We start from the raw sequence: 13,335 nt of genomic DNA, 5'->3' as shown, positions 1-13,335 counted from the left end.
TTATATGGTTTTAAAATAAACGGTTTTTAATTTTTTTATAATTCGGTGTATTTTCACCTTTACTGCGCCTTCGCTACTCCCAACTATGTCTGCGATTGTATGGTATTTCATACCTTGAAACCTGTGTAATACAATTAATTCCTTCTCTTTATCATTCAAACTTTTTAAAGCTTCATATAAATGCGCAACATCCTCACTTTTATTAATTATGTTGTCCTCACTTCTATTAGCTAGCAATTCTACATCGGCATTCCTATTCGTCTTCTTTGAATTCTGATAATAGTCTGAAAACTCATTTCTAGCAATCTTAAAAATCCACGATACGAATTGACCTCCTTTATAAGATGCCCTGTAACGTATTACCTTGTAAAATACGGTTTGGGTCATATCTTCGCATACAGATTTATCTCTAACCATTTGAAAATAGAAGTTATACAACCTCTTATTATAGCGTTCAAAGAGATGAGCCATGGCATCTAAATTACCCTGAGACACTTCTAACATTAATTCTTCGTCGGTTAGTTTTTTCAATACTTTTTGTTCTGGTTTGCTTAAAGACCTTCAATTCATAAAAAGGTTACATCAAGAGTTATTTTTTTTTAGCTTTTAGATTTATGTAAGTTATGGTTAAAATTCAAGACTTATATTTAACCTGAAAATCTATTGATATATAAATGAAACGGCTATTACTTATTATTCCTCTTTTTATTTTCTCTTGTTCAGGTTCTAAAAAGGCAGTAGAGCATAATGCAGGTTCTGCCCAGTCTTCCGTTTTAAAAGCTAAAGTAAAACAAGACTCGACTGGTATAAAGACTAAAAACGCAGAAAAAATTAGCGATACTATTATAGAAACCCCTAAAGATACCTTGATAGATTCATTAAAAACTGAAGATTTCAATCAAGTACTAACTAAAAGAACTTTTTATTTACATCAATTATGGGATGACCTTTTACAAAAATATGTTTCGAACGAAGGTTTGGTAAATTATAAGAGTTTAAAAACAGAACAAAAAGATTTATATGGTTATATTCATGTTTTAAACTTAGCATACCAACATAATAGCTTCAGCACCCTTTCTAAAGAAGAAAAATTAGCTTACTGGATAAATGCGTACAATGCTTTTACTGTAGATTTAATCATTAGGAACTACCCTATTAAAAGTATTAAGGACATTAAAAACCCATGGAAACAACGCCATTGGAAATTAGGTGACAAATGGTACAATTTAGATGAAATTGAACATCAAATTTTAAGGAAAATGGATGAACCTAGAATTCATTTTGCCATCAATTGCGCTTCAGTTTCATGCCCTAAACTTCAAAATAGAGCTTTTACTGGTTCGAACCTAGAAATACAACTAGATCAAGCAACAAAAGATTTCATAAATGATAGCTCTCAAAATGTTATTTCAAATGAAGCTATTACAATCTCAAAACTATTTCAATGGTTTGCTAAAGATTTTAAAAAGGAGGGTTCATTGATAGATTTTTTAAATCAATATTCTAAAGTTCAGATTTCAAATCAGGCTAAAAAAAGTTTTATGGACTATAACTGGAATTTGAATGAGTAGCATATCCATCATCATCCCCACGCTTAATGAAGAAGCCTATATAGAAAAGCTTCTCATTCACCTTTTAAAAAATTCTTCTAAAGAAAATATTAAGGACATTATTATCGTTGATGGTGGTAGCACAGACAATACGGAACACCTTGTTAACAAAGTCCAGAATGCATTCTCACAAACCCAAAACACCCAAACCAATATAAAATTCACCTCTTCGGAAAAAGGACGTGCAAAACAAATGAATGCCGGAGCAAAAAATGCTTTAGGTTCCATTCTTTATTTTTTGCATGCAGATTCTTTTCCTCCTAAGAACTTTGATAAGTTAATTATAAATGAAGTTAAAAAAGGTAATGAGGCTGGATGCTTTAAAATGAAATTTAACACCAATCATTTGTGGTTGAAATTAGCGGGTTGGTTAACACAGTTTTCTTGGAAAGTTTCTAGGGGCGGAGACCAAAGTCAGTTTATTACAACCTCGCTTTTTAAAAGTATTGGAGGTTTTGATGAACGTTTTGTTATTTATGAGGATAATGATTTAATCAGTAAGCTTTATGATCGTAATCAATTTGTGGTTATACAGGAATGGCTAACCACATCACCACGATGTTATGCAGTAAATGGGGTTTGGAAATTACAATACCATTATTGGCGTATACATTTAAAAAAATGGTTAGGTGCCGATGCTAAAACCCTAAACAACTACTATTTAAAGCACGTTCTTGTTAAAAAATGATAAAACTGATGTAACAAAATGTTAATTTATCTGTCGTATTTTTGTAAAGCTTTATTTTCACGGCAAAACCAAAAAATATGAGACACGCTATCACCGTATTTGTATGTTTAATCTCTATATCTTTTTCTTTCGCACAAAAATCAATTAGCGCCAAATTAATAGATTCTACAACACAAAAGCCTATTCCTTATGCTAATGTTAGTTTCGGAAAAAAATCTGGAGTAATATCAAATGCTAATGGCGTTTTTCAAATACATTTTAAAAAGAAACTAAAAAAAACAGATTCTTTACTTATAAGCTGTATGGGTTACGAGCCCAAATCTATTTCAGTTCAAAAATTTTCAGATAGCATTTTAATTTTAAAACCACAATCTATAGAATTAGATGAAGTTTTAGTCTCTAATAAAACATATACCGCACTAGAGATTATTGAAAAGGCTGAAGAAAACTTAGCTAAGAACTACGACTTTAACTTCCGTAAAAAAAAGCTCTTTTTTAGAGAGTCTAACTTTAACAATATAAGAAAGAACAGTATTAAGGTAAAGGAGTCCACCATTCCTGAATTTAATCAGGCGTTTATGGACAGTATAATGCGAATAATGCCAAAAAATGCCTCCGACCATGTTGAAATTCTTGGAGAACTCTATACTAAATCTGGTGAAGATGGTTTTAGAAAGTTAGACATTCTCAAAGCTTCTCATTTATATGATAAAAACCTCGAAGTGTCTTTTGAAGGGTTAGAAGAACGTTTTAATACCATATTTAGAAAACATATTAAACGCGATTCTTATTTTAAGATTAAATCTGGCATTTTTGGCACTAAAGAAGCCATAGACTCTACAATGTTTGAAAGTGCTGAAGACAGAAAAGAACATGAAGAAACTAATGCGTTTATTGAAGAGAAAAAAAAGATAGAAGCAGAGCGTAAAAAGAACTTTTCAAAGTATAGAAAGACTAATATTGCAGATTTAGAAAAAGCAAGCTTTACGTTTGAGGATTCTCATCTTAATTTTTTGGAAAAATCCAGAAAATACAAATTTGAAATTCTCGATTACCTGTTTATCGGTGATGCCTTTGCGTATAAAATTAGTTTTACACCTAAACGAAGTGCAGAGTATAAAGGTGTTGTTTATGTGAACACTGATGACTTTGCCATTATACGCGTAGACTACCAAAATGTAAAACTGTTAAAGAACTTTAGGCTTTTGGGTATTTCTTACCAAGAGAAAGTACACAAAGGCACTTTAATCTATTCTAAGAACGATTCTGGGGTTTACTCCTTAAAATATGCAGAAGCTACTAAAACAAATAGTTTTGGGGTAAAACGTCCGCTAAAAATTATTGAAAAAAACAAAAACGTAAAGGGCAGAAGAAAACAAAACGAATTATCTACAGATCTTCATTTTGCCATGTCTAATACGAATAAAAAAGAATTAGTAGTATTTGAAAATCACACCATTTCGGATACTAGTTTTAATGCTTTTAAGGAAAAGCCTAATGTAACACCAACCTACTTACCTGATTACGACCCAAAATTTTGGGAAGGTTATAATGTTATTGAACCTAATCAGGCTATTAAGGATTTTAAGAGTATTGAGTAAAGTAATAAGGTATTCCTTTTAGTTACGTTAAGTCATAAATTTGCTAAAATATCACTTTACTCGCTCTCTCTCGCTCTTCGAAGTTTGCAACTTCGAAGCATAATATGAAAAGAAAAAAATATGACCATTACTAGAATTATTTTATTCATTTTTGTTGATTTTTTAACAAAAAGACACTAATTAAAAGTAAAAAAATAACAGCTACATATTCCATTATTAAACTCTCGTCTAAATAAACAAAAACGGAGTTATCAGAGTTTGTTTTAAGTTTAAGAGTTTTAGTTTTCTTCAGTATATCGCAATACTCCCCTTTAATATTTTTTATATATACTTTTCCGTTATAACTAAATTTAAAGTAAGGTTTTAAATTTTTATTACTTACATCACAAGAGACAGGTATGTTTACTATAACAACTTCAACTTCTTTACCTTTATGAATTGTATTAAACTTTTTATAACTGTTAATTGTTATAGCCAAAGCTATAAAAACTAAAATTAAGGCACTTATCTTAGACATAGTATTATTTTTATGAACATTTTCTTTTAATTTTAAATCACGAATCAGGACATCACCTCCCTCGCTCTTCGAAGTTTACAACTTCGAAGCATAACAAGAAAACGAAAAAATATAACAAAGCCACATTCTGAAAGAAATGTGACTTTGTTATGTTGTATTACGACGCGAAGTTACAAACTTCGCACAGCATAGGCCTGATAAGGATGGTAATCAAAATATCGAACGTAGAAAAATTACGCAAAAACAATATGACAAAATGATGAACATATTAAATAAATTAGACGAAAATGCTACAGCTAAAAAAGAAGAAGATGAAGAATAATATGAACAAATTACTGCTAGTAATCACCATTCTGTTTTTTAATTGTCTCAACTATGAATCTCCAAGCAGGCTGTTGAATGCTTTGAATGATATTGATTACTCAAGTAATGATACTATTGATTTAAAGCAGGTATATTCTTTTGAATGGGATTCCTTATATATATTTAGAGAATTTGTTGAACCAGAAGCCATAAACGAAATTATTGGTTTAGATTGTGAATGTGATATGGTTCCTGATAGTTTGGAGTTATATATTTTTATAAATGATAAAGAAATAGTTAAAAAAGTTATTGTTGAAGCTATGGGCTATGATTTTTATGTTGAAGAATATTTAGATTTTGAAAAATCTATAAAAATTGAATCTATAAGCTCTAAGTTTAAAGTTGTAAATAATAAAAACAATTATATTCTGAAACCGATAATGTAAAACCCAAATGCATGAATAACCCCTGCTAGCGCTCGTTTGTAACGAGTGCCGTAAGGAAAATTAATCTTTCTTTCAACTGAATCTATATAAATGGAAAAAAGACAGAAAATACTAATCAACATTTTAGAACAAGCAAAAACTTATTTAGAAGAAATAGGAGAGTTCGCTCCTTTTGGCGCAATAATTAATTCAGAAGGTCAAGAGGTTCCTTTAGGTTATTATAGTGATGAGAATATAGTAGATTCGTTAATAGCTATCGAAAAATTAAAAGAGCATATTAAGGATAAAATCATTGACAATAACTCAAAAATAGGAGCTATTGGAGTTAACGTTTCAATAAATGTTAATGATGAGCCATCTGACGCACTTTTAGTAGTAATAACAGAGAACGGAAAAGAATGGAGCGAGGATTATTATGCTTATGGATTAGAGTCAAATAATTTAACTTGGCGCTACCCCGCTCTTCGAAGTTTGCAACTTCGAAGCATAACAAGAAAAAAAATATAACAAAGCTATATTTTGAACGAAATGTGACCTTTTGTGCTATATAAAGATGCGAAGTTTCAAACTTCGTATGGTCCCTAGTTTAGTGAATACTAATAAGCCAACATTATTTCTGTTTAGGCATTGGTTTTTTGCTTTTTTCAGGCATTGGGCCTCTCAAATGAATTACGAGACCATTAAGAAAGTTTCTTAAAATTTGATCACCACATTCCATATACTTAGGATGGTCTTCTCTTCTAAAGAAAGCACTCAACTCGCTTTTAGAAACTCTAAAATCTACTAGAGATAATATCTTAATAATATCATCATCACGTAATTGTAATGCAACTCGTAGTTTCTTTAAAACATCGTTATTAGTCATAGTAGTTCGTTGGTTTTACATAGTGTTTATCTTTAAAGTTGATAACACGAAGAATTTTTAGTAAATGTAAACAAAGTTACATTTAAAATGATACGCTTTTGTTTGAGTTTATTAGCCCTTAAGTGAACAAGCAAAGTATCTTAGAAATGGCTTTTAGTAGTAAAACCAATCAGTTAAGCATTAGTTAACAACTACTTATTCCTTCCTTTTTCATTCGGATAAAGGCTCGGTAAATTATCACTTTGCCAAAAGGTTTTAGTATCAATATTCATAGCAGTTATCTTGCCTTTAAAGGCAGCTCCAGTATCAATATTCCAAACATTAGCTGCCTGCATGGGAATATCAGAACTAAAATTAGTTGTGGGTGTGTGCCCAATGTAAATTTCGTTATAATGTTTTAAGCGTTTTGGGTATAACTCTGAATGCTTTTCAATACGCTTATCCATAGTTAATGCCATTTCCCAAAGGGTTCTATCAAAATATAGGGTTTGTTGAAACACTTCCTTTTCAACACCGTGCATTGAGGTAAATCCAGCATGTAAAAACAAGCGATTTTCGGCATCAATATGGTACATTTTGGTGTTTTCAAAAAAGTTTAAATGCTTTGCTTTGTCTTCATCAGAAAAACCATTGTAACTTTCCATGGTTTCCTTTCCTCCATGCATATACCAAGTTGGGTGCACATCGCCGCTTCTTAACCATTCTTCTGCCCAAACATCATGATTTCCTTTTATAAAAACACAATCTATAGTTTCAGAAAGCTCTATTAAAAACTGAATAACCTGAGCTGCTTCGCTCCAGCCATCAACATAGTCACCCATAAAAATGAGTGTATCTTCGTCCTTTATTTCAACTTTATTTAATACCTGAATTAAGGCTTTTAAACCACCATGTATATCACCTATTGCTATAGTTCTTCCCATCTATATCTAATTTTCGGTAAAACTATAGTAGAAAATTGTAAAACAATAGTGTTTTGAAGTTAAGTTTTGATTAAAAGTATTGTCCGATACCAAACACCAATCCTTTGGAGGCATTTTTAGTTAAACCAAAACCGTAATCAATTCTGAAAATAGCGTTGAATATTTTTTTATGAATAACTCGTAGACCTAATCCAGAAAAGACCTGAATATTATCACTATCTGTAAAATCACTTAAAGAACCTCCAGGAACACGCCATGTACCACTATCTATAAACACATTACTTTGCAATACAATATTCTTTTTATCAAATACGGTATGCCGATATTCTGTATTTATCACAATAGACCCAGTACCTCTATCTATAGTGTTACCTACACCTCTAATATTAACATTATTATCTAGAGAAAATGGCGCAAAAGGTGTTTCATCATTTTTGGATAATCCCATACGGATTCTACTTGCCCAATTCCCTTTTTCTCCAACGCGTTTAAAATAATGAAGATCATTCCACCAAATATAAAAATCGGGTAACATATCATTGGTAGATGTCACATACTGAAAATTGAAAATGTTCCTAAAACCAGAAACGTACTGGTAATGATAGTCTAAATTATTATATTCATAAATACTCTTTAATAACCATTTATGGACATTTAATTCGGGCCTGTTATCAACATTTTCACCTTTAAATTTATAATCTTCAGTAAAATAACTTGCACCAAACTCTAACCGGTTATTAAAGTTAAAACGGTATAAACCTAAAAGCTCGTAACTTTTATTATTGTATTTGTATTGGGCGGCGCCAGATGCAAAAAACACTGGCTCTTGTGTGGTTAAATTTTGAATATTAAACGCTAAACCTAATTTTCTTGAGAACAAGAAAGGCGCTCTAAAATTAATGGCGTAAGAATCATAAATATCATGCTGATAAAAAGCTCCTAAACCAATATTTCTTCCAAAAAGATTAAACTCGGTTAACCCAATCCTAAAGGCAAACTCCCCATTATTTGTGGTGTAAATACTTGGCGAAGGAATGAGCGTAAAACTTTCTTCTACATTATAAATAACGTCATAATCTCCAGATACCGTTTTATACACATTGTAATAAGCATGAGATACAGAAGGTAAGCGTTTTAAAAACTCCATATCCTGATCTAACAACAATGAGTCTAGTTCAGCACCTTGTTTTACAGCTGTAATTTTTTTTACAAAAGACGCTTTTAGCCTTTTATTTCCCTGAATTTTAACATCGGACACACGATTAACTTGTGCAGTTATAATCCCGGTAATTAAAAAAATACAAATCTGAAGAAGTCTTCTCATTATTCGGCGGTAAACGACGTCATAATAACTTTATTTACCCAATTATCCAAACTTACATCCATGACAATAAAGTTATATGTGTCTCCTAAAATTAAATCAGGAGGCGTTCCTTTGGTTACATTCAAAACTACGTTATTTAATTTATAATATTGAAAATTATTTTCATGTGTGTAGGTTCCGGATAAAAATTCGGAATTACTTGTAGTTACTACCTCAAAGAAAATAGCGTTGTTTTCTTCAGATTCAATATCCCAACTAAACTTAGGCATTCCAGAGGTTTCCTGATTAATAGTAACATTAGCATCATATAGTGTTGGTTGTGAAAATACTTTAGATCGAATTGGTGTAGAAATATGTATTGTATTCTCAATTTTATAAACCACAACAAACCATTTAAGTTCGGATCTGGTTACAAATTGTCTCATGGTACCATCTAAAAATGACTGGGAACCAGATTCTACCAATCCGTATTTCGAAAAATCATTACCATTTTCTGCTCCAGACACATATAATTTAAAATTCCCAGCACCTTCCTCTGGATAAAAATATACATTTATTAAATCTGGTATTTTATCATTACTGGCTGCACAAGCAATTACATTATCTTTTATATATGTTTTATTTTCAAGAAAATTTGATAAGATTAATTCTTCATCAACAACCAGACCTGGCGCATCATTATCCACACATGATACAAATAGTAATAGTATTAAAAGCCGATATAGTTTCATTAATTTAAGTTGTAATAGTTTCTAATTATGTCTTCAACTGGTTTATTTTGAGGTGTAAACATAAAATTATCCTTCCCGCCAACAAGCTCATGGTTATGAAACCACTTCCATACAAAACCACCAGCAAACCAGTCTTCTTTCCAAAATGTTTCAAAAAGGGCTTTAGTTGTATTCACCTGTGCTTGCAGATTTACCGAGTTCATGCTTCGTTCGCTTTTCCAAGGTTCCTTACCCGAAAAATCTACGCTTCGATACCCAAATTCGGTAAACAAAATTGGTTTATTAAACCGTTCTTGCTTTTCTTTAATTACAGACACATGTGCTTTCCACCCCTTTAGACATTCCTCTACATTTGGCGTTTTACTATCGCTTACAGGGAAATAAGCATCTACACCAATAAAATCTAACTCGCCCCAAAAAGGAGTACGTTTAAACTCATCCCAATTGGCAGCATAAGTTAGTTTCCCATTATAAATTGTTTTTATTTCTTTTATTAACTCGAACCAATACTCTGGTCTGTTTTCAACAAAATATTCTAACTCCGTTCCTATGCAAAGCAATTCTAACTTGAGCTCTTGAGCCAGTTTAGCATACTCCAAAATAAACTTTGAATATGAAGCTTCTAGAGCTTTCCAATGGTCTTCTGACGTCATTTTTATGTAGCCCGTAAACTCACCATGCCAAACCCAAATTTGAGGTTTCAGCATTATCTTTATACCGTTTTTTCTTAGTGCTTCGATATACTGTTTAGCCCCTTTTGAAGTTTCTCCAAACCATTGTCTTTCTGTATTAAAAACAATTTTAGGACTTTGTAAATCTTTAACAAACCCGAACGGCATAATTGCGGCGTAATTGGCATTTACTTCAACTACTGGATCTATATGACTTTGGTTTATAGCATCTCTAGAGGCTACAAAGCTTACACCATTTATTTTTTTTGTTTGCCCTTTGCATGAAACTAGCATGGACAAAACAAGAATTAGGAGTCCGTAATTTTTCATTCATAGTCTTTTTACTGACTCCTAAGTTAGTATTATTTAAATCCTGAAACAAGTTCAAGATGACGGTTTCAAACGAAATTCTGAAGAATTGACAGGTTTATTTTCCGATTAAAACAGTGCTCTTAGGCCAATGTTAAATGTCTGACCAAGCCCAGTATCATTCCCTCTAACAAAGTTAGTATATAAAGTTTCCACATTTAAAACATCTGTTAATTGATACTTTACACCACCTCCCAGTGCCGTAAAATTTTGAGAAAAATCATTCCCTAAATCAACTAATTGCGAATGTTGTGCTAAAGCTAAAACAGTAAATTTTGAACTTGGGAAGTAACTTAGAAATACACCAGGCGTTAACCTTAAACTGTTATTTGCAAAACTATCCTCTTTTTTACCAAAGTTATACTCTGTATTAATTTCTGAAAACAACTGCCAATCACCTCCAGCAAAACTATAATCGTAAAAGAAACGGTTTTGTAAAATGAATCCTTTTTGGTCCAAAAAGACACCATCTAAAGCTCCATCATTGTTAAAGTCAAAAACAAAATCGTCGGTTTCATTATCTACTAAAGGAATATGAAATGCCGTTTGAACAGTAAAATTACTAACAGATTTTATTGGGTTAAACTTAATTGCTGGTGCAATAGATGTAAGTCCTGAACGTGCAGTTCCAGATTCACCATCAAATTTAAAAACATCTAAAGCTTTTCTATCACCAATAACATTAGATCTAAATTCTAGTAACACACCAACATTAAAGTTATTGTTTTCAGAAACTCCTGTAAATACATCTAATGTTGATGTAAAATAAGTTTCCCTTAATTTATCAAATTTATTTCCTTCAAATCGAGCTTTAGTTTCAGTATACAAGTTGTTAAACCATTTAATATCCCATTGCCCTTTCTTTAGGAGTTTAGATGGGGTATACGTCTGTATAACACTACCTTGTTTTTCTTTAGTTTCTTCTTGTGAAAAAGCAGTAAGCGCTACTGCCATAAATACTATGGTTATTAGTTTCTTCATTTTATAAGTGTTTATTTTTTTATTTATTGAGCGTTTAATTTCCAGTTATATGGAAAGTATTTTATTTTAAAATTATCAGGAATTTTTTCTGTTCTGTAGGTGTTTATAAAGTCTATTTCAGAAGTACCATTCATGGTAAAATCGCCTTTATACCATTCCATAATTTGAGAGGCCTCTACACGTTTTTTCTTGGTGTTTACCATTAAAAAGTCGCCATTTAGAGCCTTTTTTGTTTGTACATCCATTTGTTTATTTAAAGACGATGGCAAGTAAGCCTCACTAATTAATGGCGGACAGCCAATAGCACCACATACCAATACAAAATGAAAACGAGGATCGTTAAATTGGGCTCTTAATAGCTTGTGTTCAATATCATTTAATGTGATATTTTTTCCACCAATATCATGCTTTGTTTTATCAAAAAATCCTGCATTATCTAATGGAGAATTTGTGGGATAGTTATCAATAATCCCCTTGATAACAGATAAGTTATAAGCATTAATCCAAAAGGCTTGGTATTCTTTGGCGTTATCTTTAGACACCTTAATAGTTTTGGCTAGTGCAAGCACCTCCTTTAAGGCTTTAGAATCTTTATGAAGTTCGGCATAAGCCACCTTTCCATTTTTTACGTAAGTTTTAAAAAAACTATCTGCTTTATTAAAAAAAGCATCGGTGTTTTGAGACACACCTTTAATACTTGTGATAAGTAATATAAGTACAATAAATTTCTTCATTTTAAATTGTTTTTTTGACAAAGTAACACCATGTAGGTCGCACTAAATGTTAGGTAACTTACAAATTACAAAAAAAGATTTTGACGTCTCCATTCCCTCAAACTCCTTACAAACAAAGCATAATTTGAATCCATTCTAAATTCATTCATCAAATTAAGTTCTTATCTTTAGTTACGACCTAACTTGCAATTAACTATAAAAATATGGAACACATTGTTATTATAGGAAATGGTGTTTCTGGCGTTACAGCAGCCAGACATATTAGAAAACTTTCTGGTACTGAATCAAGTTCAGCAGATTCTAAAAAAATCACCATCGTTTCTGCCGAAACAGATTATTTCTTTTCTCGTACTGCATTGATGTATGTGTATATGGGACATATGAAATTTGAGCATACACAACCCTATGAAAATTGGTTTTGGAAGAAAAACCGAATAGACCTAAAAAAAGGCTACGTAAAAACCGTTGAAACTAAATCTAAAACCTTGCATTTTTCTAATGGCGATACCTTAACTTATGACAAGTTAATCATTGCTACAGGAAGCAAACCGAATAAATTTGGATGGCCTGGTCAAGATTTAGACGGTGTTATGGGCATGTACCATAAGCAAGACTTAGAAAACTTAGAGAAATACGCTCCTAATAATAAGGTCTGTAAACGTGCAGTAATTGTTGGAGGTGGCTTAATTGGTATTGAACTTGCAGAAATGTTGCACTCACGTCACATTCCTGTTACGTTTTTAGTTCGTGAAAACAGCTTTTGGAACGGTGTTTTACCAGATGGCGAGTCTGCCATGATTAATAGAGAAATTATTAGTAATGGTATAGATTTACGTTTAGGTGTTAACCTAAAGGAGATTAAAGCAGATGAAAATGGCAAAGCAAAATCCATTGTTATTGCTGAAACAGGTGAAGAGATTGAATGCGATGTAGTAGGTTTAACTGCTGGTGTATCTCCTAATATTGATTTTATAAAAGATTCTGAAATTGAAACAGGCAGAGGTGTTAAAGTAAATCGCTTTTTAGAAACTAGTGTACCCGATGTTTATGCTATTGGTGATTGTGCTGAACAGCATGAAGCTATTGGTAGCCGAAGACCTATTGAGGCCGTTTGGTATACGGGTAGAATGATGGGCGAAACGGTAGCACAAACAATTTGTGGTAACCGTATTGAATACAAACCTGGACATTGGTTTAATTCTGCCAAATTTATAGATATAGAATACCAAACCTATGGTTGGGTATGGTCTAAACCAAAAGAAAATGAGGCTCGCTTTTATTGGGAACATGAAAGTGGTAAAAAATGCATTCATTTAAACTACGATAAAGATTCACACGAATTTATTGGCATCAACACCTTTGGTATTCGCATGCGACATGAGTTCTTTGATAGAGTTTTGACCGAAAAAAGAACTGTGGAATACGTATTAGAACATTTAGCTGACGCTAATTTTGATCCTGAATTTTACAAACTTCATGAAAAGGAGATTGTTGCTCAGTTCAACAAAGAAAACAACACAAACATTCAACTAAAAAAGAAAAGCTGGAAACGCATTTTCGCGTAACATATAA

At 31.9% G+C, this 13,335-nt stretch carries 15 protein-coding genes; 6 read left to right on the top strand and 9 right to left on the bottom strand.

Annotated features, from left to right (window positions below; translation table 11 throughout):
• A complete protein-coding gene (locus tag FUA24_RS16070) occupies positions 1-531 on the bottom strand; it encodes an RNA polymerase sigma factor (protein WP_148544066.1) in 531 nt (176 codons plus the stop codon).
• A 143-nt stretch (positions 532-674) separates the two neighbouring features.
• Here FUA24_RS16070 and FUA24_RS16065 point away from each other — a divergent pair, with 143 nt between their 5' ends.
• The 3 genes from FUA24_RS16065 (at position 675) to FUA24_RS16055 (ending at position 3,899) form a co-directional block, all read left to right on the top strand.
• On the top strand, positions 675-1,571 hold the full coding sequence (locus FUA24_RS16065; protein WP_148544065.1) for a DUF547 domain-containing protein: 897 nt from the start codon (positions 675-677) through the stop codon (positions 1,569-1,571).
• Positions 1,564-2,298: a TIGR04283 family arsenosugar biosynthesis glycosyltransferase gene (locus FUA24_RS16060; protein WP_148544064.1), complete on the top strand. Its 735-nt coding sequence runs from the start codon at positions 1,564-1,566 to the stop codon at positions 2,296-2,298. Before FUA24_RS16065 ends, FUA24_RS16060 begins: the two co-directional genes overlap by 8 nt.
• Positions 2,299-2,375: 77 nt before the next feature.
• Positions 2,376-3,899, top strand: coding sequence for a carboxypeptidase-like regulatory domain-containing protein (locus tag FUA24_RS16055; RefSeq protein WP_148544063.1), 1,524 nt, complete (start codon positions 2,376-2,378; stop codon positions 3,897-3,899).
• A gap of 145 nt (positions 3,900-4,044) precedes the next feature.
• Here the strand turns inward: FUA24_RS16055 and FUA24_RS16050 are convergent, their stop codons facing one another.
• Complete coding sequence (locus tag FUA24_RS16050; protein ID WP_148544062.1) at positions 4,045-4,416, bottom strand: hypothetical protein; 372 nt, start codon at positions 4,414-4,416, stop codon at positions 4,045-4,047.
• A gap of 287 nt (positions 4,417-4,703) precedes the next feature.
• Between FUA24_RS16050 and FUA24_RS16045 the strand changes: the two genes are divergently transcribed.
• The gene (locus tag FUA24_RS16045) at positions 4,704-5,165 is read left to right on the top strand and encodes a hypothetical protein (RefSeq protein ID WP_148544061.1); all 462 of its coding nucleotides are present in this window, start codon (positions 4,704-4,706) and stop codon (positions 5,163-5,165) included.
• 90 nt (positions 5,166-5,255) lie between these two features.
• A complete protein-coding gene (locus FUA24_RS16040; protein ID WP_148544060.1) occupies positions 5,256-5,672 on the top strand; it encodes a hypothetical protein in 417 nt (138 codons plus the stop codon).
• A 103-nt stretch (positions 5,673-5,775) separates the two neighbouring features.
• Here the strand turns inward: FUA24_RS16040 and FUA24_RS16035 are convergent, their stop codons facing one another.
• The 7 genes from FUA24_RS16035 to FUA24_RS16005 all read right to left on the bottom strand — a co-directional run bounded on the left by FUA24_RS16035 (position 5,776) and on the right by FUA24_RS16005 (position 11,763).
• Positions 5,776-6,030 (bottom strand): DUF1456 family protein, encoded by a 255-nt coding sequence (locus tag FUA24_RS16035; RefSeq protein WP_148544059.1) that lies wholly within the window; start codon positions 6,028-6,030, stop codon positions 5,776-5,778.
• A 191-nt stretch (positions 6,031-6,221) separates the two neighbouring features.
• Positions 6,222-6,953 carry a metallophosphoesterase family protein gene (locus tag FUA24_RS16030; protein WP_148544058.1) on the bottom strand — a complete coding sequence of 244 codons (732 nt, stop codon included), beginning with the start codon at positions 6,951-6,953 and terminating at the stop codon, positions 6,222-6,224.
• A gap of 70 nt (positions 6,954-7,023) precedes the next feature.
• Positions 7,024-8,277, bottom strand: coding sequence for a POTRA domain-containing protein (locus tag FUA24_RS16025; RefSeq protein WP_148544057.1), 1,254 nt, complete (start codon positions 8,275-8,277; stop codon positions 7,024-7,026).
• The gene (locus FUA24_RS16020) at positions 8,277-9,008 is read right to left on the bottom strand and encodes a hypothetical protein (RefSeq protein ID WP_148544056.1); all 732 of its coding nucleotides are present in this window, start codon (positions 9,006-9,008) and stop codon (positions 8,277-8,279) included. The genes FUA24_RS16025 and FUA24_RS16020 overlap by 1 nt, the downstream gene beginning before the upstream one ends.
• Positions 9,008-10,009 (bottom strand): glycoside hydrolase family 113, encoded by a 1,002-nt coding sequence (locus FUA24_RS16015; protein WP_148544055.1) that lies wholly within the window; start codon positions 10,007-10,009, stop codon positions 9,008-9,010. Before FUA24_RS16015 ends, FUA24_RS16020 begins: the two co-directional genes overlap by 1 nt.
• Before the next feature lie 108 nt (positions 10,010-10,117).
• A complete protein-coding gene (locus FUA24_RS16010; RefSeq protein WP_148544054.1) occupies positions 10,118-11,029 on the bottom strand; it encodes a hypothetical protein in 912 nt (303 codons plus the stop codon).
• 23 nt (positions 11,030-11,052) lie between these two features.
• Positions 11,053-11,763 carry a DUF547 domain-containing protein gene (locus FUA24_RS16005; RefSeq protein ID WP_148544053.1) on the bottom strand — a complete coding sequence of 237 codons (711 nt, stop codon included), beginning with the start codon at positions 11,761-11,763 and terminating at the stop codon, positions 11,053-11,055.
• A gap of 203 nt (positions 11,764-11,966) precedes the next feature.
• On the opposite strand from FUA24_RS16005, the gene FUA24_RS16000 reads away from it, so the two are divergent.
• A complete protein-coding gene (locus FUA24_RS16000; protein WP_148544052.1) occupies positions 11,967-13,328 on the top strand; it encodes an NAD(P)/FAD-dependent oxidoreductase in 1,362 nt (453 codons plus the stop codon).
• The last annotated feature ends 7 nt before the right edge of the window (positions 13,329-13,335 follow it).

The sequence above is a fragment of the Seonamhaeicola marinus genome (assembly GCF_008085455.1).
This window is presented reverse-complemented; position numbering and strand designations above follow the sequence as displayed.

Coding starts and splice junctions, on each gene's coding strand:
- FUA24_RS16065 (WP_148544065.1), top strand. CDS start 675: ATGAAACGGCTATTACTTATTATTCCTCTTTTTATTTTCTCTTGTTCA.
- FUA24_RS16060 (WP_148544064.1), top strand. CDS start 1,564: ATGAGTAGCATATCCATCATCATCCCCACGCTTAATGAAGAAGCCTAT.
- FUA24_RS16055 (WP_148544063.1), top strand. CDS start 2,376: ATGAGACACGCTATCACCGTATTTGTATGTTTAATCTCTATATCTTTT.
- FUA24_RS16050 (WP_148544062.1), bottom strand. CDS start 4,416: ATGTCTAAGATAAGTGCCTTAATTTTAGTTTTTATAGCTTTGGCTATA.
- FUA24_RS16045 (WP_148544061.1), top strand. CDS start 4,704: ATGCTACAGCTAAAAAAGAAGAAGATGAAGAATAATATGAACAAATTA.
- FUA24_RS16040 (WP_148544060.1), top strand. CDS start 5,256: ATGGAAAAAAGACAGAAAATACTAATCAACATTTTAGAACAAGCAAAA.
- FUA24_RS16035 (WP_148544059.1), bottom strand. CDS start 6,030: ATGACTAATAACGATGTTTTAAAGAAACTACGAGTTGCATTACAATTA.
- FUA24_RS16030 (WP_148544058.1), bottom strand. CDS start 6,953: ATGGGAAGAACTATAGCAATAGGTGATATACATGGTGGTTTAAAAGCC.
- FUA24_RS16025 (WP_148544057.1), bottom strand. CDS start 8,277: ATGAGAAGACTTCTTCAGATTTGTATTTTTTTAATTACCGGGATTATA.
- FUA24_RS16020 (WP_148544056.1), bottom strand. CDS start 9,008: ATGAAACTATATCGGCTTTTAATACTATTACTATTTGTATCATGTGTG.
- FUA24_RS16015 (WP_148544055.1), bottom strand. CDS start 10,009: ATGAAAAATTACGGACTCCTAATTCTTGTTTTGTCCATGCTAGTTTCA.
- FUA24_RS16010 (WP_148544054.1), bottom strand. CDS start 11,029: ATGAAGAAACTAATAACCATAGTATTTATGGCAGTAGCGCTTACTGCT.
- FUA24_RS16005 (WP_148544053.1), bottom strand. CDS start 11,763: ATGAAGAAATTTATTGTACTTATATTACTTATCACAAGTATTAAAGGT.
- FUA24_RS16000 (WP_148544052.1), top strand. CDS start 11,967: ATGGAACACATTGTTATTATAGGAAATGGTGTTTCTGGCGTTACAGCA.